This window comes from Pseudomonas sp. NPDC090203, assembly GCF_044746765.1.
Taxonomy (GTDB): Bacteria; Pseudomonadota; Gammaproteobacteria; order Pseudomonadales; family Pseudomonadaceae; genus Aquipseudomonas; species Aquipseudomonas putida_AD.
The window spans coordinates 82,161-106,503 of sequence record NZ_JBIVCV010000017.1 but is presented as its reverse complement, the minus strand read 5'-3'; the positions used below and the strand labels follow the sequence as shown (position 1 = coordinate 106,503).

At 61.7% G+C, this 24,343-nt stretch carries 21 protein-coding genes and 1 pseudogene; 4 read left to right on the top strand and 18 right to left on the bottom strand.

The features are described from left to right. Nucleotides 1-74: 74 nt before the first annotated feature. The 7 genes from ACIPO9_RS24550 to ACIPO9_RS24520 all read right to left on the bottom strand — a co-directional run bounded on the left by ACIPO9_RS24550 (nt 75) and on the right by ACIPO9_RS24520 (nt 9,582). Entirely contained in the window at nt 75-3,203 is a 3,129-nt protein-coding gene (locus ACIPO9_RS24550; protein ID WP_274134185.1) for an efflux RND transporter permease subunit, read from the bottom strand. Next, nucleotides 3,200-4,270 carry an efflux RND transporter periplasmic adaptor subunit gene (locus tag ACIPO9_RS24545; RefSeq protein ID WP_400611074.1) on the bottom strand — a complete coding sequence of 357 codons (1,071 nt, stop codon included), beginning with the start codon at nt 4,268-4,270 and terminating at the stop codon, nt 3,200-3,202. Before ACIPO9_RS24545 ends, ACIPO9_RS24550 begins: the two co-directional genes overlap by 4 nt. After that, nucleotides 4,267-5,325, bottom strand: a complete 1,059-nt coding sequence (locus tag ACIPO9_RS24540; RefSeq protein WP_400784036.1) for an efflux RND transporter periplasmic adaptor subunit — start codon at nt 5,323-5,325, stop codon at nt 4,267-4,269. The genes ACIPO9_RS24545 and ACIPO9_RS24540 overlap by 4 nt, the downstream gene beginning before the upstream one ends. A 316-nt stretch (nt 5,326-5,641) precedes the next feature. Continuing rightward, nucleotides 5,642-6,661: an ABC transporter substrate-binding protein gene (locus ACIPO9_RS24535; RefSeq protein ID WP_274134183.1), complete on the bottom strand. Its 1,020-nt coding sequence runs from the start codon at nt 6,659-6,661 to the stop codon at nt 5,642-5,644. 118 nt (nt 6,662-6,779) lie between these two features. After that, nucleotides 6,780-7,646 carry an ABC transporter permease gene (locus ACIPO9_RS24530; protein ID WP_274134182.1) on the bottom strand — a complete coding sequence of 289 codons (867 nt, stop codon included), beginning with the start codon at nt 7,644-7,646 and terminating at the stop codon, nt 6,780-6,782. 129 nt (nt 7,647-7,775) lie between these two features. Further along, nucleotides 7,776-8,657 carry an ABC transporter ATP-binding protein gene (locus ACIPO9_RS24525; protein WP_400611066.1) on the bottom strand — a complete coding sequence of 294 codons (882 nt, stop codon included), beginning with the start codon at nt 8,655-8,657 and terminating at the stop codon, nt 7,776-7,778. 28 nt (nt 8,658-8,685) lie between these two features. Continuing rightward, nucleotides 8,686-9,582: a TauD/TfdA dioxygenase family protein gene (locus tag ACIPO9_RS24520; protein WP_400784009.1), complete on the bottom strand. Its 897-nt coding sequence runs from the start codon at nt 9,580-9,582 to the stop codon at nt 8,686-8,688. 261 nt (nt 9,583-9,843) lie between these two features. Here ACIPO9_RS24520 and ACIPO9_RS24515 point away from each other — a divergent pair, with 261 nt between their 5' ends. After that, the gene (locus tag ACIPO9_RS24515; RefSeq protein ID WP_274134180.1) at nt 9,844-10,002 is read left to right on the top strand and encodes a hypothetical protein; all 159 of its coding nucleotides are present in this window, start codon (nt 9,844-9,846) and stop codon (nt 10,000-10,002) included. A gap of 128 nt (nt 10,003-10,130) precedes the next feature. On the opposite strand, the gene ACIPO9_RS24510 is transcribed toward ACIPO9_RS24515, so the two are convergent. From ACIPO9_RS24510 to ACIPO9_RS24495, 4 genes and pseudogenes are all read right to left on the bottom strand, one after another. After that, the gene (locus ACIPO9_RS24510) at nt 10,131-10,913 is read right to left on the bottom strand and encodes a MetQ/NlpA family ABC transporter substrate-binding protein (protein ID WP_274134179.1); all 783 of its coding nucleotides are present in this window, start codon (nt 10,911-10,913) and stop codon (nt 10,131-10,133) included. 315 nt (nt 10,914-11,228) lie between these two features. Then, nucleotides 11,229-12,044: pseudogene (locus ACIPO9_RS24505) on the bottom strand (sigma 54-interacting transcriptional regulator); the annotation flags it as partial. A gap of 99 nt (nt 12,045-12,143) precedes the next feature. Continuing rightward, on the bottom strand, nt 12,144-12,725 hold the full coding sequence (locus ACIPO9_RS24500; protein ID WP_274134178.1) for an alpha/beta hydrolase: 582 nt from the start codon (nt 12,723-12,725) through the stop codon (nt 12,144-12,146). 243 nt (nt 12,726-12,968) lie between these two features. Continuing rightward, nucleotides 12,969-14,012, bottom strand: a complete 1,044-nt coding sequence (locus ACIPO9_RS24495) for a fatty acid desaturase (RefSeq protein ID WP_400784007.1) — start codon at nt 14,010-14,012, stop codon at nt 12,969-12,971. Nucleotides 14,013-14,124: 112 nt separating this feature from the next. Here ACIPO9_RS24495 and ACIPO9_RS24490 point away from each other — a divergent pair, with 112 nt between their 5' ends. Then, entirely contained in the window at nt 14,125-15,129 is a 1,005-nt protein-coding gene (locus ACIPO9_RS24490) for an AraC family transcriptional regulator (RefSeq protein WP_400784006.1), read from the top strand. 3 nt (nt 15,130-15,132) lie between these two features. On the opposite strand, the gene ACIPO9_RS24485 is transcribed toward ACIPO9_RS24490, so the two are convergent. Then, complete coding sequence (locus ACIPO9_RS24485; protein ID WP_400784004.1) at nt 15,133-15,837, bottom strand: Crp/Fnr family transcriptional regulator; 705 nt, start codon at nt 15,835-15,837, stop codon at nt 15,133-15,135. Nucleotides 15,838-15,944: 107 nt separating this feature from the next. On the opposite strand from ACIPO9_RS24485, the gene ACIPO9_RS24480 reads away from it, so the two are divergent. Beyond that, nucleotides 15,945-16,481, top strand: coding sequence for a DUF962 domain-containing protein (locus tag ACIPO9_RS24480; RefSeq protein ID WP_400784003.1), 537 nt, complete (start codon nt 15,945-15,947; stop codon nt 16,479-16,481). 111 nt (nt 16,482-16,592) lie between these two features. Here ACIPO9_RS24480 and ACIPO9_RS24475 read toward each other — a convergent pair whose 3' ends face one another. From ACIPO9_RS24475 to dibA, 6 genes are all read right to left on the bottom strand, one after another. Further along, complete coding sequence (locus ACIPO9_RS24475) at nt 16,593-17,582, bottom strand: sulfate/molybdate ABC transporter ATP-binding protein (protein ID WP_400611051.1); 990 nt, start codon at nt 17,580-17,582, stop codon at nt 16,593-16,595. Between the two features lie 3 nt (nt 17,583-17,585). After that, complete coding sequence (gene cysW / locus ACIPO9_RS24470; RefSeq protein ID WP_274134172.1) at nt 17,586-18,458, bottom strand: sulfate ABC transporter permease subunit CysW; 873 nt, start codon at nt 18,456-18,458, stop codon at nt 17,586-17,588. A 13-nt stretch (nt 18,459-18,471) separates the two neighbouring features. After that, a complete protein-coding gene (gene cysT, locus ACIPO9_RS24465; RefSeq protein ID WP_274134171.1) occupies nt 18,472-19,293 on the bottom strand; it encodes a sulfate ABC transporter permease subunit CysT in 822 nt (273 codons plus the stop codon). 161 nt (nt 19,294-19,454) lie between these two features. Then, nucleotides 19,455-20,465 (bottom strand): sulfate ABC transporter substrate-binding protein, encoded by a 1,011-nt coding sequence (locus ACIPO9_RS24460; RefSeq protein ID WP_274134170.1) that lies wholly within the window; start codon nt 20,463-20,465, stop codon nt 19,455-19,457. 68 nt (nt 20,466-20,533) lie between these two features. Next, nucleotides 20,534-20,716, bottom strand: a complete 183-nt coding sequence (oscA, locus tag ACIPO9_RS24455) for a sulfur starvation response protein OscA (protein ID WP_274134169.1) — start codon at nt 20,714-20,716, stop codon at nt 20,534-20,536. Between the two features lie 229 nt (nt 20,717-20,945). Beyond that, on the bottom strand, nt 20,946-22,871 hold the full coding sequence (gene dibA / locus ACIPO9_RS24450; RefSeq protein ID WP_400784001.1) for a phosphodiesterase DibA: 1,926 nt from the start codon (nt 22,869-22,871) through the stop codon (nt 20,946-20,948). Nucleotides 22,872-23,048: 177 nt separating this feature from the next. On the opposite strand from dibA, the gene desA reads away from it, so the two are divergent. Then, a complete protein-coding gene (desA, locus tag ACIPO9_RS24445; RefSeq protein WP_274134167.1) occupies nt 23,049-24,233 on the top strand; it encodes a delta-9 fatty acid desaturase DesA in 1,185 nt (394 codons plus the stop codon). The last annotated feature ends 110 nt before the right edge of the window (nt 24,234-24,343 follow it).

Genomic DNA, 24,343 nt, shown 5'->3' with positions numbered 1-24,343 from the left:
GTATCAGTCGAATAATGATTGGCTGACACACCGCTCCCGCCGGCAAGCCGTGCTGCTACGGAGTAAACTGAGGATCATTCCACTGCTGGATGTGCCCCTTCGTCGCTCTGTTCCTCCTTGCGCCGCTGTTTCTCGGCTTCGGCCTTCTCGCGCTGCTCTTTGGTTGGCTCCTTGATCTTGTACCAGGCCACATACAGCGCCGGCAAAAACAGCAGGGTCAGCAGCGTGGCGATGATGATCCCGCCGATCATCGCGTAGGCCATCGGCCCCCAGAACACTTCCCGGGCGATGGGGATCATGCCCAGGCTCGCGGCTGCGGCGGTGAGCAGGATCGGCCTGCGGCGGTGCTCGGTGGCTTCGGCCACGGCGTCCCACGGCAGGTAGCCGGCCACCTCGTACTCGTGGATCTGCGTCACCAGAATCACCGAGTTGCGGATGATGATGCCGATCAGCGCGAGAATCCCCAGAATCGCCACGAAGCCCATCGGCGTGCCCGTCGGCACCAGCGCCAGCACCACGCCGATCAGGCCCAGCGGCGCGACGCTGGCCACCAGAAACATCTTCTGCACGCTGTGCAGCTGGATCATCAGGAAGGTCGCCATCAAAAAGATCATCAACGGCACCACTTTGGCAATCGGCCCCTGGGCCTTGCCACTCTCCTCTACCGTACCGCCCGTGGCGATCTTGTAACCCACCGGCAGGTCGGCCGCGAACTTGTCGATATCGGGCTTGAGCTGCTTGACCAGATCGGTAGGCTGGATCTCGTCGCGCACCGCCGCCTTGAGGGTAATGGTCGGTTTGCGGTCGCGGCGCCAGACCAGCGGCTGCTCCAGCTCATACCGCACATTGGCGAACGCCAGCAACGGAATCGAGGTGCCGCCCTGGGTGACGATCTGCAGGTTCTGCAGGGTTTCCGGCGAGCCGCGCTCCGAATCCACCGCACGCCCGACCACGTTGATGAGGTAGATGTCGTCACGCACCTGGGTGACGTTGGCGCCCACCACGATGGTGTTCATCAGTTGCGCCACGTCCTCGGACGACAGCCCCAACTGGCGAGCCTTGTCCTGGTTGATGTCGATGCGCAGCACTTTGCCCGGCTCGTTCCAGTCGTAGATCATCTCGCCGATGTGCTGGTTCTTGTCCAGCAGGGTGGCCAGGTCGATGGCGTGCTGGCGCACCTGATCGATGTTGTCGCCGCTGACCCGGTACTGAATCGGCCTTCCCACCGGCGGGCCCATCTCCAGCGGCTGCACGTAGGTACCGATGCCAACGAAGTCCTCGCGCAGGCGCTTTTTCAGCCGTTCCATCAGCGCGCCCCGCTCTTCCAGGCCCTTGCTGACGATCACCAGTTGCGCGTAGTAAGGGTTTTCCAGTTGCTGGTCCAGCGGCAGGTAGAACCGCACCGCGCCCTGGCCGATGTAGGTGCTCCAGCGCACGATGTCAGGGTCGTCCTTGATGATCGCTTCGAGCCTGTCGACCGCCTTGCGCGTCTCGTTGATTGAAACGTTCTGCGGCAGGTTGAGGTCCAGCAGGATTTCCGGACGGTCCGATGACGGGAAAAACTGGTTCTGCACGAAGCGCATGCAAAACAGCGCGGTGGCGAACAGCGCGATGGTGATGATGATCGCCAGCCAGCGATTGCGCATGGCCCAGAACATCGACGCGTTAAAGCCCCGGGCGATGCGTCCCGGTGGTTTCTCGTCATGTTTCTTGATCTTGTCGCTGAGGATGTGAACCCCGATCACCGGCGCGAACAGCACCGCGACCACCCACGACACCAGCATCGCCACGGCAATCACCGCAAACAGGGTGAAGGTGTACTCGCCCGCCGAACTGGCGTTCAGGCCGATGGGCACGAACCCGGCCACGGTCACCAGGGTCCCGGTCAGCATCGGGAACGCCGTGGAGGTGTAGGCGAAGGTCGCGGCCTGTTCCTTGGAATCCCCTAGTTCCAGGCGGGTGACCATCATTTCCACGGTAATCATCGCGTCGTCCACCAACAGGCCCAGCGCGATGATCAGCGCGCCGAGGGAGATACGCTGCATGGTGATGCCGCTGTATTCCATGAACACGAAGACCATCGCCAGCACCAGCGGGATCGAGCACGCGACCACCAACCCTGCACGTACGCCAAGACTGATGAAGCTGACCACCAACACGATGATGACCGCCTCGAACAGCGCACTGGTAAAGCCGCCCACGGCCTTCTCGACCACCTGCGCCTGATCGGACACGACGTGCACACCCACCCCGATGGGCAGGTCGGCGGTGGCCTGGTCCATGCGCGCGTGCAGGTCCTTGCCGAACTCCTGGACGTTGCCGCCCTTCTTCATCGCGATGGCAAGGCCAATGGCAGGCTTGCCGTCGAAGCGGAACAGCGGCTTGGCTGGATCGACATAGCCGCGGCTGATTTCAGCGACGTCGCTCAACCGATAGAAACGGTCATTGAGCCGCAGGTTCACGTTCTCGAGGTCTTTCTCCGACTCGAACTGCCCGGAGGTGCGCACGGAAATCCGCTCGGGCCCGGCTTCGATCACCCCCGCAGGCGTCACGGCGTTCTGCGCTTGCAGGCTCTGCACGACCTGCCGCTGATCGAGCCCCAGCGCCGCCAGCTTACGAGTGGAGAAATTCAGGTAAATCACTTCGTCCTGCTGGCCGATCATCTGGATCTTGCCCAGCCCCGGCACATCGCGAATCTGCACCCGCACCTGCTCCACGTAATCGCGCAACTGGCGCAGGGTCAGGCCGTCGGAAGTGAAAGCGTAGATGGAGCCGAACACGTCACCGAATTCGTCGTTGAACGCAGGCCCCTGAATGCCTTGGGGGAAGGTGCCGCGAATGTCGTCGATCTTCTTGCGCACCTGGTACCAGATTTCAGGAATTGCGGCGGCGCTGGTGGTGTCGCGCAGGTAGACGTAGACCGTCGATTCCCCTGGCCGGGTGTAGCTTTTCACGTAGTCGAGGGAGTCGAGCTCTTCGAGCTTCTTCTCGATGCGGTCGGTGACCTGTTCGAGGGTTTCGTCCACCGTCGCGCCGGGCCAGCGGGTCTGGATGACCATGGTCTTGATGGTGAACGACGGGTCTTCCTCGCGGCCCAGGTTCATGTAGGAGAACACGCCCATCAGCAGGCCGACGAACATCAGGTACCAGACGAAGGACTGATGCTTGATCGCCCATTCGGAGAGGTTGAAGTTCCCTTTCATCGTGGGCTGTCCTTATCGACTTTGACTTTCTGACCGGGCTTGAGGCTGTTCACCCCGGCCGTGACCACGCGCTCGCCACCCTTGACTCCACCGGCCAGCACCACGGTGTTGCCGTCACGGCTGACGACTTTTACCGGGTGCGGTGAGACCGTCTGGCTCTGCATGTCGACGATCCAGATCCGGGTCTGGCCGTCGGCTTCCTGCAGCACGTTGGCGGGCAACTCGATGCGCGGCTCGATGGCCGAACTCAGGGTGACGCTGATCGCCGTGCCCAGCCGGAATGCCGTTGGCGTGTCAGCCAGCGTCAGGCGTGCACGACGGGTGCGGGTCGAGCTTTCGGCCTGGGGTTCCAGTTCGCGAAGGGTCGCGGTGGTGTTGATGTCCGGCTCAAGCTGACTGGCGACCTTGAACACCACATCCTGCGGCAACTGTTCGGCCAGCGGCGCGGGCAGGTCGATCACCGCTTCCTTGATGTCGGGGCGAGCCAGGGTCACCACCTGTTCACCGGCGCTGACCACTTGCCCGGCCTCGGCTTTCCATTGAGTGACGACGGCGGCGTGGTCGGTTCGCAATTCGCTGTAACTCAATTGATCCTGCGCCTGCTGCACCGAGGCCTTGGCCTGATCGAAGGACGACTGGGTGGTTTTCAGGTCGGTCACCGCGACGTCCAGCGCCGCCTGGGCGCCCACGCCACGGTCGAACAGCTCCTGCTGGCGCCGGGCATTGGCCTGGGCATTGATGTACTGCGCCTGCACCCTGGCAAGGTCGCCCTGGCTGGCGCGTACCTGGTTTTGCAAGTCCGTGGGGTCGAGGGTGGCCAGCAGCTGGCCTTTTTCCACCTCGCTGCCGACATCGACGCTGCGCGACGCGATGCGTCCCGAGACACGAAAACCCAGGGTGCTTTCATAGCGCGCCGCGATGTTGCCGGCGAAGCGACCCAGGCTCTCTTCGGCCTGAGGCTTGACCTCCATGAACAGCACCGGGCGAACCGGCTCCGGCGCAGGCTCTTCCTTGCTACAGGCCGCCAACAGCAGCGCGCCCATCATCACCAGCGGCAGACGCTTCATTGCGTTGCTCCCGTCGGTTGTTTGTAGACTTGGGCCAGTTCGACCTGCATGTCCGGGTGCAGCAGCTGATTACCCGCGATCACCACCTTTTCGCCGTTTTTCAGGCCATCGACGATGATGACTTTGCCGGTCAGATAGCGCCCCACCTTGACGCCACGCAAGCTGGCCTTGTTCTGGTCATCAACCACCCACACCGCAGGCTGGCCGAGCTGATCGCCCAGGCCCTTGGTCAGCGCCGACCAGGGCAGTTCGACACTTTGCCTGGCGGGCACCGTCAGCGCGGCGCTGACCACCGACCCCAGGTCCATGCCTTCGGGCAACGAACTGAGGGCGATTTTTACCTGCAAAGTTCCGGTCTGCGCGGACACCGCCGGGGTGACTTCGCGCACCTTGCCGCTGGCCTTGATTTTCGGGTTGTCGAGCAGGGTGACCTCCACCGGTTGATCGGTGGGCGGCTGAACGAACAGTGATTCGTAGACGTTGAACACCGCGTCACGTTCGCCATCGCGGGCCTGGCTGAAAATCGGCATCGTCGCCTGCACCACCTGGCCGACTTCCGCCTGACGCGCAGTGATGATCCCCGGCGCATCGGCGATCAGCGCGGTGTAACCCAGTTGCTCGCGGGCATTGGCCAGTTGCGCCTGGGCGGCCTTGAGCGCGCTCTGGCTGCTGCGCAGTTGCGCCTGGGCGGAGTCATATTCGCTCTTGCTGGTGTAACCCTTGGGCAGGAGTTTCTGCTGGCGCACGAAGGCTGCAGCGGTCTGTTTGACCCGCGCCTGCTCGGCGGCTTCGGCAGCCACGGCCGAATCGACGCTGGTCTGCAAATCCTTGGGGTCGAGCCTGGCCAGCACTTGCTTGGCGGTGATGCGATCGCCCACATCCACCGAACGCTGAATGATCTTGCCGCCCACGCGGAACGAGAGCTGGGTCTGCACCCGGGCCTGGATATCGCCCGTCAGGGTGACGGCGGCGGCGAATTCAGCGGTTTTGACTTCCTGAATCTGAACGCGCGGGCGCGCCGGTTCGCTGGGTTTCTTGTCGCCACATCCGGCCATCAGCGCCAGGCAAAGGCACAGGCCCAGGTTCAGACCCAGAATGGGCAGTCTCAATCCACGCGTCGAAGGTTGGGCGGGCATGCAAGCTCCTTTGCGGCGAGTCCGTTGTCCACAACGTGGCCAGAAAGACTGGCGCGACGTGACCATGCGACTCTGAGCGTAGATCAGGGTTCCTTTCAACGCTCATGGCATTGCCCAAACCGCCCCCACCACAACCATTGTAGGAGCGCGCTTGCCCGCGACCGCGATCTGCCTGTGCCACACTTTCCAGCTGACACACCGCGTTCGCGGGCAAGCGCGCTCCTACAGGATGGGATCAGCTACCCGCGCCGCCGTGGGCTTCTTCGAAGAAGAAATCCTTCCAGCTGTCGGCCTTGTTCTTCAGCACGCCCAGTTCATGCAGCTTCTCGGCGTAGATGAAGGTACGTTGCGGCACGACGGTGAAGTCGATTTCCGGATCGGAGACGATCTTCTCCACCAGCGGCAACGGCAGCTTGGATTTCTCGACCTCGATGTAGGTCTTGGCCGCTGCGTTCTTGTCGGCCTTGATGATCTTCTCGGCTTCAGCCAGCGCGTCGTAGAACGCTTTGTAGGTCTTGGGGTTTTCGTCGTGGAATTTCTGGGTGGTGTAGAGCACGTTGAACGTCGCCTGGCCGCCCAGCACGTCGTAGGAGCTCAGCACCTTGTGCACCTTGTCGTTTTCCAGTTCCTGGTACTGGAACGGCGGGCTTGAGAAGTGCGCGCTGATTTCCGAGCCGCCTGCGATCAGCGCCGAAGTGGCGTCCGGGTGCGGCAGGCTGACAGAGATGTTGTCGAATTTCTTGAAGTTGTCGTTACCGAACAGCTTGGCGGTTTCGATCTGCAAGGTCCGCGACTGGAAGCCCACACCGGCGGCCGGCACGGCAATGCGGTCCTTGTCGGTGAAGTCGTTGAGGGTCTTCACGTTCGGGTTGTTGCTGAGCAGGTAGTTGGGCATCGATCCCAGCGAGGCGATGGCCTTCACGTTCTGCTTGCCCTTGGTGCGGTCCCAGATGGTCAGCATCGGCGGCACGCCAGCCGATACCACATCCAGCGCGCCCGCCAGCAGCGCTTCGTTCATCGCGGTAGCGCCGGAGATGCTATTCCAGTCGACCTTGATGTCGATGCCCTGCTCCTTGCCGTGCTTCTCGATCAGCTTCTGTTGCTGCACCACGTCGAGAATCAGGTAACCGATACCGAATTGCTGGGCGATGCTGATCTTGCCTTCGGCCTGGGCACCGCTGCTCGACAGCACGCCCACCAGACCCAGAGTTGCCGCCAGCGCAGTCAGCAGCGGGCGTTTGATTGAATTCCCCATGAAGCCCTCACAAATAAAAAACCATTGAAGTGGATGAAGATTTCGTAGCAGCACGGCTTGCCGGCGGGAGCGATCTTGAGTACGTCCCCGCCGGCAAGCCGTGCTGCTACGGGAACAGTTAGCGCTGCATGCCCCAACGCTTCACGGTCAGGCGCTCTACATTGCTGAACAACAGGTTTTCCACCAGCAGGCCGATGATGATGACCGCCGCCAGCCCCGCGAATACCTTGTCGGTGTACAGCTCGTTGCGGTTCTGGAAGATGTACCAGCCAAGGCCGCCCTTGCCCGAAGAGGCGCCAAACACCAGCTCGGCGGCGATCAGCGTGCGCCAGGCGAAGGCCCAGCCGATCTTCAAGCCGGCCAGGATCGACGGCAGCGCGGCGGGAATCAGGATGTGCCAGACGAAGCGAATGCCCTTCAGGCCATAGTTGCGACCGGCCATGCGCTGGGTTTCCGAAACGCCGAGAAACCCTGCGTAGGTGTTCAGCGCCAGCGCCCACAGCACCGAATGCACCAGCACGAAAATCAGGCTGTTCTCGCCCAGGCCGAACCACAACAGCGACAGCGGCAACAGCGCGATGGCCGGCAGCGGGTTGAGCATGGAGGTCAGCGTGCCGAGCAGGTCGCGGCCCAGTTGGGTCGAGACGGCAAGGGTGGTCATGCCGAACGCCAGCACGATGCCGATCAGGTAACCCTTGACCAGTACGGTCAGGGATATCCACACCTTGGCCAGCAGCTCGCCAGTGACGACGCCATCGACAAAGGCCTTGGCGGTTTGCAGGAAGCTGGGCAGCAGCAGGTCGTTACCCTGGATGCGCGCCGCGATCTCCCAGATCACCGCCAGGGCAATCAGGATCACGGTCTTGCGCACCCAGCCCTGTTGCCAGATGCGTTGGGCCAGAGGAATCTCACGCGCAAGGTCAGCCTGGGTGAAAGGCTCCAGCGCGATTTCGTATTCCTCGCGGATCGGGGGTGAAAGGCTCATGGTGAAATCTCGTATGGGCCACCGTCCTGTAGGAGCGCGCTTGCCCGCGATGGCGTTGTGTCATTCAGCGGTTGCGTCGCTGATCGATCGCAGTCGCGGGCAAGCGCGCTCCTACAAGAGAGGGCGGTGTTAGTAGGCAATCCGGATATCCTGAAACCGCAGATCCTGCTCGACCACCGGCGCATCACCCTCGTCGAACAGCAGGTTGTGGATGCGTTGCGCCGAGCGCTGGAAATCCACGCCACCCAGGCTTTTCAGGTCGTACTGGTGGCTGTTGATCTCCGCCCGCACGCGTCCCGGATGGGGCGACAGCAGCAGGATCCGGTTGCCCACCACCAGCGCTTCCTCGATGGAGTGCGTGACGAACAGCAAGGTAAAGCGCACCTCTTCCCACAGCTCCAGCAACTCTTCCTGCATCTTGCGGCGGGTCAGGGCATCGAGCGCCGCGAACGGCTCGTCCATCAGCAGGATCTTCGGCTGCATCGCCAGCGCACGGGCAATCGCCACGCGGGCCTTCATGCCGCCGGACAAGGTGTGCGGATACGCATTGGCAAACGCGCTCAGCCCGACCTTCTCCAGATAATGCCGCGCCCGCTCTTCGGCCTCGCGGCGCTTGAGGGTGCGCGACGCCAGCAACGGGAACATGACGTTCTCGATCACCGTTTTCCACGGCGGCAACTGGTCGAACTCCTGGAACACCACGATGCGGTCCGGGCCCGGTTCCCTGACCTGCTGGCCAGCGAGACGAATCTGTCCTTCAACCGGGGCGATGAATCCCGCCACGGCCTTGAGCAGCGTCGACTTGCCGCAACCCGAGGGGCCGAGCAGCACGAAGCGGTCGGCCGGGTCGATTTCAAAACTCACCTGGTGAGTGGCCCGCACCACGCGTTCCGGCGTGCGGTATTCAAGGCTTACGCCCTGGACTTGCAACAGCGCTTCAGCGGTAGGCTGGTTGGCCTGTTGCGCGTTCAAGCGATCGCTAGCCGTGTGGCTTTGCAGAACAGCATTCATGGAGCGGGCTCCCGGATTGGTGCATGAATCAGAACGGAGCATCGCCCTGGATGGTGGTGCGGTGCAGACGACGGCGCAGGTGATCCGGCGTACCGCCCGCCAGGTGGATCAGCGAACGGTTGTCCCAGAAGACCATGTCGTTTTCCTGCCACTTGTGACGCAGCACGTTTTCCGGACGCACGCTGTGGGCGTAGATCTCGTCCAGGATTGCGCGGCTTTCGTCTTCAGGAATACCGACGATATGAGTGGTGAAGCCTTCGCTGACGAACAGCGCCTTGCGGCCGTTCTCAGGGTGCGTGCGCACGATCGGGTGGCTGACCACGGCGACCTGGGCCAGTTGCTCGGCGCTCAGGGTCGGGCGCCAGTTTTCGGCGTTGCGGCCATCGCGGTAGCGCGAGGTGTAGCTGTGCACGGCACTGCGGCCTTCGACGGCTTTGCGCAGGTGCTCAGGCAGGGTTTCCCAGGCCTGGTGCATGTCGGCGAACAGGGTGTCGCCCCCTTCGCTTGGCAGCTCCTGGGCGTAAAGCATCGAGCCCAGGCTCGGCAGTTCCTTGTAGGACAGGTCCGAGTGCCAGTATTTGCCGGCGTCACCCAGGCCCACCGGCTGACCGTTCTCGACGATGTTGGAGACGATCAGGATTTCCGGATGGTTGGCGAGCAGGAACTGCTTGAGTACGTGAATCTGCAGCACACCGAAACGGCGGCTGAAATCGATCTGTTGTTGCGGGGTGATCTGTTGGTCGCGGAAGACCACGACGTGATGATCCAGGTGCGCGCGATGCACACGGGCGAAGTCTGCGTCATTGAGCGGGCGGGACAGGTCCAGACCGACGATCTCGGCACCCACCTTTCCGGCGAATGGACGTACATCGAACTGCTGATCCGGCGCTTGTGCGGACGTAGAAGCTTGGGAGGCTGCTGGCATGAGTACTCCGACTCCAAAAAGGCATTGGCTTTGAAGTAGAGACTTTATAGATATAAGAAACGATATTTAAATACCGTTGCGGAATATGGTTAGCGCTGAACGTACTAGCGCTATTGATATGCCATCTCCTGGTAACCATGGCGTTACCAAATTCTTATCTTCGGGTGCGAACCCAGGGAGCAAGATAAGTGTCTATCCCCGGTCTCGCAGTGAAGCACCTGCGATCCACCGATGTCAGGGATAACAAAAAGAGGACCGATCATGCCGGTACGTGGAAACGACAACGCGCTCGACAAGGCTCAGGAAGACAACGTCAAGCTGCTCATTGCCCTTGAGCGTGCGTTGGGCCGTGCCCTGGGCACGCACGCAAAAACGCCGACGCGAGTACAGGCCGTCGGCGTTGGAAATCTTACGAACTGATCGCCACCGGTCCGTAGCAGCACGGCTCGCCGGCGGGAGCGGTGTGTCAGACAAACATTATTCGACTGATACACCGCCCCCGCCGGCAAGCCGTGCTGCTACGGGATTAGTCTGCGAACGTTACATCATCAGAACGCTGGCAATACCGCGCCGTCGTACTTCTTGTTGATGAAGTCCTTGACCTGCTGGCTGGTCAGCGCCTTGGACAGCTTCTCGATAGCGTCAGCATGGGCGTTGTCGGTGCGGGTCACCAGGTAGTTCACGTACGGCGAGTCGGCACCTTCCAGGATCAGCGCGTCTTTTTTCGGGCTCAGCTTGGCTTCCAGCGCGTAGTTGGTGTTGATCATGTCCAGGTCGACCTGATCCAGAACACGTGGCAGTACAGCCGATTCCAGCTCGCGGAACTTGAATTTCTTCGGGTTCTCGGCGATGTCTTTCGGCGTTGCCAGAGCGTCGGTCGGGTTTTTCAGCTTGATCAGGTCAGCCTTCTGCAGCAGCAGAAGTGCACGGCCGGCGTTGCTGCCTTCGTTTGGAATGGCGATGGTCGCGCCCACTGGCAGGTCAGCCAGGGACTTGTACTTCTTCGAGTAGCCGCCGAACGGTTCAACGTGTACGCCAACGCCGGTGACCAGGGTCGCGCCCTTGCCTTTGTTGAAGCCGTCCAGGTAAGGCTTGGTCTGGAAGTAGTTGGCGTCCAGGCGTTTCTCGTTCAGTTGAACGTTTGGCTGTACGTAGTCGGTGAAGACCTTGATTTCCAGATCCACGCCTTCCTTGGCCAGCTCAGGCTTGATCAGCTCCAGGATCTCGGCGTGGGGAACCGGCGTCGCGCCGACAACCAGTTTCTCGCCGGCTTGAGCCGCGCCGATGGAAAGGGCAGCCGCGAGTGCGGTGAACAACAAGGTCTTTTTCATGCGAATTCCTTAGGATGAACCGGTCACCTTGTGGGCAACCCTTATTGAGAGTGCCGCGGAGTCGAACCGGTCGGGTTGGCGGCTGAGGCGGACATTACCGAGATTTTTTATTCCGAGACAATACTTTTTCATCTCGGGCATATGCTTTTTAGTTCTCAGAAGGCTTTTGGCCACTAGCGATGCGTCTAACATGCACCTTGTAGGAGCGCGCTTGCCCGCGACGGCGGTGTGTCTGTCATGGGCATGGTGCCTGACACACCGCCGTCGCGGGCGAGCGCGCTCCTACAAGTGCTCACCGCAAATTCAGACTTTTTGCGGGAGGTTCAAATGCTCCGGCAGAATCTCCCCCCCGCTGCTGACCAGCAGCGCAAAGTGAATGACGTTCTCAAGCTCCCGGGTATTACCCGGCCAGTAGTGCGCTTCGAGCACACTCTGGGCCGCTTCACTGATCAACGGCATCTCGAAATCCAGGCGCTGGCTGTAGATCCCCAGGAAGTACTCGGCCAGCGGCAGGATGTTGCCCGGCTGTTCGCGCAGCGCCGGCAGATCCAGCCGCCCCTCGCTCAGGTAACGATACAACCGCTCGTGAAACTTCCCGGCGGCCACGGCCAGGCTCAGGTCGATGCTGGTGGCCGCAACAAGGCGTACGTCCACCGGGCTCGGCTGGGACGCGCCCACGCGGGTCACTTCGTGATTTTCCAGCGCCGCCAGTAGCTTGATCTGAATCGTCAGCGGCAGATCGGCGATTTCATCCAGGTACAGCGTGCCGCCCGTGGCCGAACCAAACCAGCCCGCCCGGCTGCTGGCCGAGCCGCTGTGGGCGCCTGCGGCGTAGCCGAACAATTCGGCATCGGCGTAAGTGGGGCTGATCGAGCCGCAGTTGACCGATACAAAAAGCCCAGAACGGTCACTGCCGCGATGAATGTGCCGCGCCAGCAGCTCCTTGCCCGTGCCCGGTTCGCCACGAATCAGCACCGGCAGGTCAAGCGGCGCCAGTTGCTCCATTTCTTCGCGCAGGCGGCGTGAGCGCGGGTCGAAAAACACCAGCGCCTTGGCGCGTATGCTCAGGGGGCTTTTTTCAGCTTCGGGGAATGTGAGGAGGGGCTGGGTGGGTACGTCGGTCTGGCTCATGGCAGTCTCCCGCCCAAGCCTTCCGTGGACTTGAGCGTTAAAAAAAAGGCCGCAGCGCCTGTCGGATCACTGCGGCGAAAAAGATCGTGTTATGCGCACTCATGCTCGGCGGCGAGCCTGTTGTTCGATGCGGCTCTGCAGGCGGTAGAGGTAGGCGAAACCCTGCTCCCAGCGCTGATGACCGGACTTCACGTTGATGTGCCCGGCGCCGCTCAGGATGCCGATCTCGGCGCCCCAGTTGCGGGCCATTTCCATCGCCCGCAAGGCGCTGACGGCAGAGTCGTTGTCGGAGCTGACCACTTGCGCCGGGAATGGCAGCAAGTGCTCGGGAACAGGCGCAAAATTGCGGATGGCAGGCGGGCAGTTGGGCCGCTCGACGTCTGCCGGGGCGACCAGCAGAGCACCACGCACCTGACGCAAGGTTTCCAGCGGCGCCAGTTGCGCCCAGTGAGCCACGGTCACGCAGCCCAGGCTGTGGGCGATCAGGATCACCGGCGAGCTGTCGGCAGCGATGGCCCGTTGCAACTCACCGACCCAGTCTTCACGCCGCGGCGTGAGCCAGTTGGCCTGCTCCACGCGCACACTGTTGGGCAAGCTGTTTTGCCAATGGGTCTGCCAATGGTCTTCGGCGGATCCTTGCCAGCCTGGCACGATCAGGTAACGGATCGATTCGTTATGCATGGCCTTCGCCTCCTGCATTTTTGCGTTCATGGCGGCGAGTATAGGGATGGGATATATATTCGAAAAAGAATAAGAAGATATTTATTAATAACTCGAATTCATATATCGCAAAAACAGGTGATTGCCGCCGGAAAAAAAAGAGGGCCACCCCCTGCCTTAAGGAGCGGCCCTGATAAATCACGCTGTCTGCCCCCAGCTCGCCGGGGATGAGCAGAGAATACGGTGGGGTTGTTACAGAAATTTTTATCCCGCCAGACTTTTCGCAAATCTGTTCGCTCGGGCGAAGGTGCCGAAGTCGTTGAACCTCACACCCATCTCGGCCATGACCCGGTGCGCGACCGGCGCGGTCAACTGGCGGATGTAGAACGGCTCCTTCACCACAAAGTGATGGATGCCATGGGTGCTGCCGAAATTGAAACAGAACGCCTGCATCGGCCACAGCCACCACGGGTTGAGCACCTGGGTCTGCTGCATGACGTTGCCACTCTCGATATCGCCGTAGTAATGCATGTTGGAACTGACGAAATGCAGGCAGAACGTGCGCAATACATTGGGGCCCACCAGCACTACCACGGCGATGTCGATCACCTGCATCACGGCCAGGGTGTCGCCGGACCAGGCCAGCGAAGTGCCCATCAGGCTCGCAACGCCGTTGGCCGCATGAAAGCCGAGGAACACATACCAGGCGCCCCAGTTGAGCAAGGCCAGCGGCGCATACACCCGCAAGGTGCGCTTGAGGATGCTCAACTTGTGCGTCCAGGTTCTGGCCCGCAGCATGCGGATCAGCGACGACATGACGTTGTCGCCCACCATCAGCAGCCGCGCGATGCCCCAGGGTTCGCCGTTGGTGATGGCCCGCTCTTCCATGTCCGCCTCGGTGCCGGACACCTTGTGGTGATTGAGGTGCAGGTGCCTGCGAATCCATGGGTTGATGGTGCTCGGGCGCGCCATCCACACCAGCGCCATCATCAGGTTGTGGGGCACGCGCTGCTTGCGAAAGTACATGCTGTGGATCAGGTCATGCTCCAGTTCGTGGGTCAGCGAGGCGAAGAAGGCATTGAGCAACAGGCACACCCACCAGGCCATGTAACCCCCAAGGTAGAGCGCTGCGCAGCCAGTCATGCCCGCCAGCGCGAACAGCAGAATGCCGGCGCCGATTGCATCCTGATGCGCAAGGATCGGGTAGCGCTGGCGCAACTCGACACCGCGGGCCGTAACCACCGCGCGAATATGGGCTGATCGCTGTTGTGCATTCAGTCCGGCCGCACTTGCAGAAGTCTCGTGCATGCTTCCATTCTCCGGTTTTATGATGAAGAAAAACGAGGCTCCACTGTGCCGTGCAGGGCCCAAGACTGCCCGGCCGTGGACGCCAAGCTGTTGACCGCAGGCGCCAATCTTTATGTCTGACCCAAGTGTTCTCGCCAGCTGGACCCGTGCCCTGCGCAAGCAACTCGACGCGCTGGGCCTGGACAGTCTCGCGCTGAGCCAGGCGGCGGGGCTGGACCCGCACTTGATGGACGACCCCAACGCGCGCTATCCGGTGGCCGTGACCACGCGTTTCTGGGAGTTGTCGGTGCAGGCCAGCGGCGATCCGGCGCTGGGTTTGCGGGTGTCGCGGTTCGTCAGCCCCACCACCTTCCACGCCCTGGGCTACGCGCTGGTGGCCAGCGGTTCGTTGCGTGAAGTGTTCGAGCGGATCGTGCGCTACCACCCGGTGGTCAGCGACGCGCTGGACCTGAGCTTCATCCGCGTGGGCGAGCGTTACGAGTTTCGCTTTCGCGTGCCCGAGGGCGGGCCGATGCCGGCCAATGAGGCCATGGATGCCTTCGCGGCGATTTACGTGAGGACGTGCCGCAACCGTCTGGGCCGGCATTACGCGCCGCTGGCGGTGCACCTGGTCAGGCCCGAGCCTGCCGACGCCAAGCCCTGGCATGACGTGTTCCGTGCGCCGCTGCACTTCGGCGCCACGGAAAACCTGCTGGAGTTCGCCTGCGCCGATTTCGACAGCCATCTGGACGATGCCAACCCGGAACTGGCCGAGCACAACGAGGCCGTGCTCAATCGCACGCTGGAAAAACTCAGCCCCCTGACCTGGGAGCGCAAAGTGCGTGCTGCCATCGAAGCGCAACTGCCCGAAGGCGAACCCTCGGCGGAGCGCATCGCCCAGCACCTGCACCTGAGCCTGCGCAGCCTGCAACGGCACCTGGCCGATGAAGGCTGCAGCTACGACCTGCTGCTGAACCAGTGCCGACAGAACCTGGCATTGCTGCACATGCGCGACCCAGGCAGCTCGCTCAGTGAAATCGCCTTTCTCCTGGGCTTTGCCGACACCAGCAGCTTCAGCCGGGCGTTCAAGCGCTGGACCGGCATGACGCCCAGCCAGTACCGCGACGGGATGCGCTGACTGCTAGCCCCCGGTCAGACGGTGACGCGCAGCCTTGCGCAAGCGCTCGACGTCCAGCACGCTGATGAAATCGCCGTCGCGGTGCACGATGCCACGCTCTGCGAATTGCCCGACCACCCGGTCGACGACTTCCGGCGTCAGCCCCAGCCCCCGCTCGCTCAGCACGTCGTTGATGGAAACGCTGCGGGTCGAGCGGTCGATTTCACCGTAGCCTTCGGTGAGCAGCAGCAGGCGATAGGCGACACGCTCATCGGTGGGTAACAAGGTCACCTGATCGTTCGGCGGCACCTCAAGGCCGAGCTTGCGCCCCAGAAGTCGTGCGAAGTAGCGCCAGTGGTGCGGATTGTCTTCAAGGATTCTGGTCAGGATGACCTGGGGCAGATGCAGCACGATGATCTGGTCTTCGGCGAAGACATCGTGCAGTCGGGGCAACGCGTCGAACAGCGAAACCTCGCCGAACCAGTACGGCATGCGGGTTTTGGCAGGTGGCAGGTCCTGGCGTTGCTGCTTGATACCGTTGAAGCGGATCGACCCGGCCAGCAGGGCGTACAGGCCGCAGGATGGCTCGCCATGCTCGAAGACCAGTTTGCCCGGCGTGAACCGCCGCTGCCGCATCCCCACGAGCAGGCTATCCTGCAAGGAAGTGGGCAGATCGTTGAACCAGTTGTCGTTATCCAACCATGAGCGCCATTGGGTTCCATTCGTCACGTGAATCTCCTTTTTCTTGATGGCGTTTTATTGCAGGCTGGTTCCTCCGATGGATCCGCCAGATAGAAATGAGCGGGCATGATCCACGTATCCATAGAGGAATAACAATGAAAAACCTCGTCGATCATCTCAGTCAGTACGCGTCCTACCACCGTGACACCCGCAACATCGCCACGCATTTCGTGGGCGTGCCGCTGATCGTGCTGGCAGTTTCCGTGCTGCTGTCACGCCCCGGCTGGAGCAGTTGGGCACTGGGCGAGCTGTGGCTTTCCCCGGCCCTGTTGGCGACCGTGGCGGCCACCTTGTTCTACCTGCGCCTGGACAGGCCGCTGGGCATCGCGCTGGGCGTCGTGCTGGCGCTGTTCCTGTGGATCGGCGCACATCTGGCGCAGCAGAGCACCATGGTCTGGCTCGCCTCGGGCGTGGGCCTGTTCGTGGTGGGCTGGATCATCCAGTTCGTGGGGCATTATTACGAAGGTCGCAAACCGGCGTTTGTCGACGACCTCTCAGGCCTGATCATCGGCCCGCTGTTCGTCACGGCCGAAGCGGCGTTTCTGATGGGAATGAGGAAGAAGTTGCAGGGCAACATCGAAGGCCGCGTGGGCCGTACCCATAAGCGGGATATGAAGAAAGCCGCCATATAAGACGTACGAATGTAGGAGGGCGCTTGCCCGCGACCGCGATCTGCCTGTGCCAATTGCATCGGCTGACACACCGCAATCGCGGGCAAGCGCGCTCCTACAAGTCATCGTCGGTTAGATATTCCCGACCTTCTGCCAAACCTTCGGCTTGAAGAACAGCGTCTCCCCGCGCGCCAGGCCGATCAGGCTGTCGTGGTCCTTCACCACTTCGGCCTCAATCAGGTCCGGCTGGCCTTCAACCTTCAAGGTCACACGGGTGGTCGCACCCAGCGGGCGAATGTCGCGCACTTCCGCGACGTGGTGTCCTTCCACTTCATGCCGCGACAACGACACTTCATGGGGACGGAACAACACATGATTGTCTTCGCCCAGGTGCAGGCGGTTGGAGTCGCCGAGGAAGTGGTAGACGAAATCGCTGGCCGGATTTTCGTACACCTCGCCCGGTGAGCCGATCTGCTCGATCACACCCTTGTTCATCACCACGATGCGGTCGGCGACTTCCATGGCCTCTTCCTGGTCGTGGGTCACGAATACCGACGTCAGGTTGATGTCCTCGTGCAGGCGCGCCAGCCAGCGGCGCAGCTCCTTGCGCACCTTGGCATCCAGGGCACCGAACGGCTCGTCGAGCAGCAGCACTTTCGGCTCCACCGCGAGAGCGCGAGCCAGGGCGATACGCTGGCGCTGGCCACCGGACAACTGCTCCGGGTAGCGATCGGCCAGCCAGTCCAGTTGCACCATGTTCAGCAGTTCGTGAACCTTGGCGGCGATCTGGGATTCGTTCGGGCGCTGGTTCTTCGGCTTCATACGCAGGCCAAAGGCGACGTTGTCGAACACCGTCATGTGGCGGAACAGCGCGTAGTGCTGGAACACGAACCCGACGTTGCGATCACGCACATCGTGACCGGACACATCCTCGCCGTGGAACACGATATTGCCCTGGTCCGGCGTTTCCAGCCCGGCAATGATGCGCAGCAGCGTGGTCTTGCCACACCCGGACGGACCCAGCAACGCCACCAGCTCGCCGCTCTGGATATCCAGATCGATGCTGTTGAGGGCCTTGAAAGCGTTGAAATTCTTGCTGACGTTACGAACTTCGATCGACATGAATTATTCCTCCGCCGCGCTTTGGCGCAGACGGCTAATGCGCGCTTCGCTCCACTGCTTGAGCAGCAGGATGAACAGCGCAAGGATCAATAACAGGCTCGCCACGGCAAATGCAGCCACGTGGTTGTACTCGTTGTAGAGAATCTCGACATGCAGCGGCAGAGTGTTGGTCACGCCGCGAATGTGGCCGGAAACCACCGACACCGCGCCGAACTCACCCATGGCCCGCGCGGTACAGAGCACCACGCCGTAGATCAGGCCCCATTTGATGTTCGGCACGGTGACGTGCCAGAACATCTGCCAGCCATTGGCGCCCAGCAGACGCGCTGCCTCTTCTTCCTGCGTGCCCTGCTCCTGCATCAGCGGGATCAGCTCACGGGCCACGAACGGCACGGTGACGAAGATGGTCGCCAGCACGATGCCCGGCAGCGCGAAGACAATCTGGATGTCGTGATCCTGCAGCCAGGGGCCGAACACGCCACGGGCGCCGAACATCAGGATGTAGACCAGACCGGCGATCACCGGCGATACCGAAAACGGCAGGTCGATCAGCGTCACCAGGAGCGCCTTGCCACGGAACGAGTACTTGCTCACGCACCAGGCCGCCGCCACGCCGAACACCACGTTCAAGGGCACGGAAATCAGCACCGCGTAGATCGTCAGCTTCAGGGCCGACAGTGCGTCCGGCTCAAGGATGGCGGTGAAGAATCCGCCCAGGCCGTTCTTCAGGCCCTGGCTGACCACCACCACCAATGGCAACAATAGAAACAATGCAAAGACCAGCCAGCCAAGGCCGATCAGGATGCGCCGCGACACCGCACTGCCACGACGGGCAGCGTTGGCGGAGGAAGCGGCGATAAGCGATGGACCAGACATAACGTGCGCCTCCTCAGTTAGGGGTTTCGATGCGTCGCTGCAACAGGTTGATCAGCAGCAGCAGGATAAACGACACCACCAGCATCATCACGCCGATGGCTGTTGCGCCGGCGTAGTCGTACTGATCGAGCTTGACCATGATCAGCAGCGGCAGGATCTCGGTTTTCATCGGCATGTTGCCGGCGATGAAAATCACCGAGCCGTACTCACCCACGCCCCGGGCGAAGGCCAGCGCAAAGCCGGTCAGCCAGGCGGGCAGCAGGGCCGGAACCAGGATGTAGCGGAACACCTGCAGCGGCCGGGCGCCCAGGCAGGCGGCAGCCTCTTCGACTTCACGGGGAATGTCCGCCAATACCGGCTGAACGGTACGCACCACGAACGGCATGGTGACGAAGGTCAGCGCCAGGGTGATGCCCAGGGGGGTATAGGCGATCTTGATGCCCAGGTCAGTCGCGAATTGCCCCACAAGGCCCGTCGGCGTGTACAGCGCGGTCAGCGCGATACCGGCAACGGCGGTGGGCAATGCGAACGGCAGGTCGATCATCGCATCGATGATCTTGCGTCCCGGGAAGGTGTAGCGCACCAGCACCCAGGCCAGCAGCGTACCGATGATGCCGTTGATGATCGCCGCGAAGAACGCCGTGCCGAAGCTCAGCTTGAGCGCGGCCAGCACCCGTGGCGCGGTGACGATGTTCCAGAACTGGGCAGCGCTCAGCTGGGAGGCGTGGATGAACATGACCGCAAGCGGTATCAGCACAATCAGGCTGAGGTACACCAAGGTGTAACCCAGCGTCAGCCCGAAGCCGGGTATGACGGGGGATATGCGTCGAGACATAAGTGTCCTTGGTTGATACAGGTTACCCGGAGCGAGTCCGGGTAGGTTTTATCTGCAATGTCCTGCGCTTGTAGGAGCGCGTTTGCCCGCGACCGCTTTCGTTCAGGCGCCATAACGGTATCTGACACACCGCCATCGCGCGCAAGCGCGCTCCTACGGCATTACTGCGGTACGTAAATCTGATCGAACACGCCGCCGTCGTCGAAGAATTTAGGCTGCGCCGATTTCCAGCCGCCGAAGTCCTTGTCGATGGTCACCAGGTCCAGTTTCGGGAATTGCTTCTCGTACTTGGCCGCCACTTCCTTGTCACGCGGACGGTAGAAGTTCTTCGCCGCGATTTCCTGGCCTTCCTTGCTGTACAGGTGCTTGAGGTATTCGGTGGCGATTTCGGTGTTGCCTTTCTTCTCGGCGTTCTTGTCGACGACCGCCACAGGTGGCTCGGCCAGGATAGACAGCGAAGGCACGACGATATCGAACTTGTCGGCGCCGCCGTCTTCTTTCAGCGACAGGAAGGCTTCGTTTTCCCAGGCCAGCAGCACGTCGCCCAGGTTGTTCTGCACGAAGCTGATGGTAGCGCCGCGAGCACCGGTGTCCAGCACTGGAACGTGCTTGAACAGCTCGGTGATGTAGGCCTTGGCCTTGGCTTCGTCACCGTTGTTGGCCTTCAGGCCGTAGGCGTAGGCGGCCAGGAAGTTCCAGCGAGCGCCGCCCGAGGTTTTCGGGTTTGGCGTGATGACCGAAACGTCTTTCTTGACCAGGTCACCCCAGTCCTTGATGCCTTTCGGGTTGCCCTTGCGCACCAGGAACACGATGGTCGAGGTGTACGGGGTGCTGGCGTCCGGCAGGCGTTTTTGCCAGTCGGCAGGCAGTGATTTGCCCAGTTTGGAGATTTCGTCGATGTCGCCGGCCAGCGCCAGAGTCACCACGTCGGCAGGCGAGCCGTCGATCACCGAGCGGCCCTGTTTGCCCGAACCGCCGTGGGACTGGTTGATCTTGACCGTGTCGCCTGGGTGGGCCTTGGTCCAGTAGTTGATGAACTCGGCGTTGTAGTCCTGATACAGCTCACGCGTCGGGTCGTAGGACACGTTCAACAGCTGGTAATCCTTGGCAACGGCGGATCCGGCAAACACGGCACTGGCCAGAGCAGCCAGCGCGTAACGGCGAATGGACATGAATCAAGCTCCTGGAAATCGGTGTTGTTGGCGTTTTTCTAGTTTTTGGTGAAGCTTTTTTCCGTCAATCAGCCCTGCTGTTTGCCCGGGTTCTGCAAACGGAATTTTTCCTTGCGCTCGATCTGCACCACCTGTGCGTTGTGCACGGTGATTTCCACCGCGCCGAAGCGCAGATCGCGCAGCGCGCTTTGAATTTCACGCAGAATGCTTTGTTCGTCCTGACCGTCGACGCTGCGAAGAGATGCGCTCATTGTCGTGCTCCTGAAATGAAGTGCCCGCAGCGTCGTGGGAAGGCAGCTGCTTGTGGCGTAGGAGCGATATTAGAGAGGAGCGGTTATTCTTAAAAATACTATTTAAGAATGCAGATATAACCAAAATGAATTTAGCGCTGAACCGCTGTAGGAGCGCGCTTGCCCGCGACCCGAACCCCGCGCTGTGTCGGGCACACCGCGTTGAATTTGTTCGCGGGCAAGCGCGCTCCTACAAGGCTTGTGCGAAGACCGGTGCATGCTCCCAGTCGATCTGCTCGGCTGGCACCGGGCGGGCGAACCAGTAGCCTTGGCCCAACTCGCACTGGTTATGCAACAGGAACGCCGCCTGATCGGCCTGCTCGATGCCTTCGGCCAGCACCCGCATGCCCATGGCTTTGGCCAGCGCGATGATCGCGCGAACGATGGCGATGTCGTCATCGTCCCCCGGCAGGCCCGCCACGAACCCCTGGTCGATCTTGAGCTTCTGCACCGGCATGCGCTTGAGGCGCAGCATCGACGAATACCCGGTGCCGAAATCATCGATGGACAGCTTCAGCCCCAGCTCACGCAGCCGATGCATCTGCTCGATGGCCTGCTCGGGGTCGTCCATGACCGCGCTCTCGGTCACTTCAAGCTCCAGGAACTCAGGCGCCAGCCCCGTTTCGGCCAGCACCTGGGCAACGCGAGTGTCCAGGTCACCACGCCCGAACAGCCGGCTCGACACGTTGACCGCCACGAACGACAGCCCGACTCCCGCCTCATGCCACAGGCACATCTGCCGACACGCCTCGGTCAGCACCCAGTTGTCGATGTCGGCGATCAGGCCGCTCTGCTCGGCCACCGGAATGAACTCCCCCGGCGATACCATCCCCCGCTGCGGATGGCACCAGCGCACAAGCGCCTCGACGCCTTCGATACGGCGAGTCTTGAGGTTGTGGATCGGCTGGTAGAACACCCGCAACTCGTCCAGCTCGATGGCCCGCCGCAATTCAGCCGTCAGCTCCAGCCGGCGCTGGGCGTGGGCGGTGAGTTCTTCGGTGTACAGCGCATAGCCTTCACGGCCCTGACTCTTGGCCTGGAACAGCGCCGTGTCGGCATTGCGCAGCAGTTGCGCGGCGTTCATCGCATCGTTCGGAAACAGGCTGATGCCGATGCTGGCCGTCAGAAACAGCGTCTGTTCAGCGATGACAAACGGCTCACGCAGCCCGTCCAGCAGCGCCTGCGCCAGCTCCACCACATGCACGGACTGCCCCGGCCCCTCCACCAGCACTGCAAACTCATCGCCGCCAAGCCTGGCCAGCGTCGCGCCCTTGTCCACCAGCCGGACCAGCCGTTCGCTGACCGCCTTGAGCACCTCGTCGCCGGTGTTGTGGCCCAGGCTGTCGTTGATGTGTTTGAAGTGGTCCAGATCGATCAGCAGCAGCCCCAACGACTGCTTGCTGCGCCGGGCATGGGTGTGCGCCTGCTCGGCACGGTCCGAGAACAGCAGACGGTTGGGCAGGCCGGTCAGTGCGTCGTAATGCGCCGCATGGGCCAGTTCCTGCTGGGAATGCTTGATCGAGGAAATATCGGAAAAGACTGCAACGAAATGTGTGATCGCGCCCTGATCGTTCTTGACGGTGCGAATACTCTGCCACTGCGGGTAGATTTCACCGCTCTTGCGCCGGTTCCAGATTTCGCCGCTCCATTGCCCTGCACTCAGCACCGTCTTGTACATGCGCTCGTAGAAATCAGGGCCGTGGCGCCCGGACTTGAACTTGCTGGGCCGCTGGCCGAGCACTTCGTCCTGCTGGTAGCCGGTGATTTCCATGAACGCCCGGTTGACGTGGACAATCACTCCGTCGGCGTCGGTGACCAGCACCCCTTCCAGGGTGCAGTCGAACACCGCCGCGGCCAGCCGCAGGCTTTGCATGTCCTTGTCCTGGCGGGCGCGGCTTCTTGCGCTCATCAGCCCCGACAACCGCGCACGGGCGAGGAAAATGCACAGCGCACTGAGCGCCAGCCAGCCGTAACCGCTCATCAGTTGGGCACGGGCGAGCTGAATCGAATCATCGATCAGAAGGGGGAGCAGGTAGTCGCTGAACGCTAGCCAGAAAATCGACAGCAGCCCATACAACAGTGCGGTTTTGAGCGCATCACGGGTAATAGTCGACATGGAAAAGCCAAAGCCATACGAAATAAACGGATTATAGAGGAAGAAACATCCTGCGACGCTTTACGAAATCGCCGACTGGTTTTCTCTGCTGGCTAAGTGATAATGCGCGCTGCCGCATCGGGTCGGTCCATCGCCGCCCGCCATCTGTTCGCGTTACAACCGAGGGCATTTCAGCCTATGTGGAACAACGGTCTGCTCGACCTTTCCGTCTGGCAATTGGTCGCAGTCATTCTGGCAATGACCCACGTCACCATCGTCGGCGTCACGGTCTATCTTCATCGCTATTCAGCTCACCGCTCGCTGGAACTCAACGCCGGCCTCAAGCACTTTTTCCGTTTCTGGCTGTGGCTGACCACGGCGCAGAATACCCGCGAGTGGACGGCCGTCCACCGCAAGCACCACGCCAAATGCGAAACCGCAGATGACCCGCACAGCCCGGTGGTCAAAGGCCTGTCGACCGTCCTGCGCAAGGGCGCCGAGCTGTATCGCAGCGAGGCCGAGAACCCCGAAACGCTGCGCATCTACGGCAAGAACTGCCCCGAAGACTGGATCGAGCGCAACCTGTATTCGCGCTACCCGAAATTGGGCATCGCGATCATGGCGGTCCTGGACCTGGCGCTGTTCGGCGTCATCGGCATCACGGTCTGGGCGATCCAGATGATCTGGATCCCGCTGTGGGCCGCCGGCGTGGTCAACGGCCTGGGCCATGCCGTGGGGTATCGCAACTTCGAATGCCGTGACGCAGCGACCAACCTGCTGCCGTGGGGCATCCTGATCGGCGGTGAAGAACTGCACAACAACCACCACACCTACCCCAACTCGGCCAAGCTTTCGGTCAAGCGCTGGGAGTTCGACATGGGCTGGGCGTGGATCAAGCTATTCTGCTGGCTGCGCCTGGCCAAGGTGCAGCGGGTCGCCCCTATCGCGCACCGCGTCGAGGGCAAGGGCCATGTGGACATGGACACCGCCATGGCGATCCTCAACAACCGGTTCCAGATCATGGCCCAGTACCGCAAGCTGGTGATCGCGCCGCTGGTCAAACAGGAACTGGCCAAGGCCGACGCCTCGGTTCGCCACCAGTTCCGCCGCGCCAAACGTCTGCTGTCCCGGGAAACCAGCCTGCTGGACGACAAGCATCAACTGCACATCCAGACCATGCTCGAGCACAGCCAGGCGCTGAAGGTGATCTACGAAAAACGCCTGGCGCTGCAACAGATCTGGGCCCGCACCAGCAGCAACGGCCACGACATGCTGGCCGCCATCAAGGACTGGGTACACGAAGCCGAAGCCAGCGGCATCCAGTCCCTGCGCGACTTCGCCGATCAGCTCAAGACCTACTCGCTACGCCCTTCTCACGCCTAGGCCGTTAATCAGCGCGTGCTCCATGAGCACGCGCTCGTCGGAACTTAGTGCCACTATGCCCATCTCATTAGCACCTTCGCACTATGCTGTGTGACATGTTGTGGCTGTGC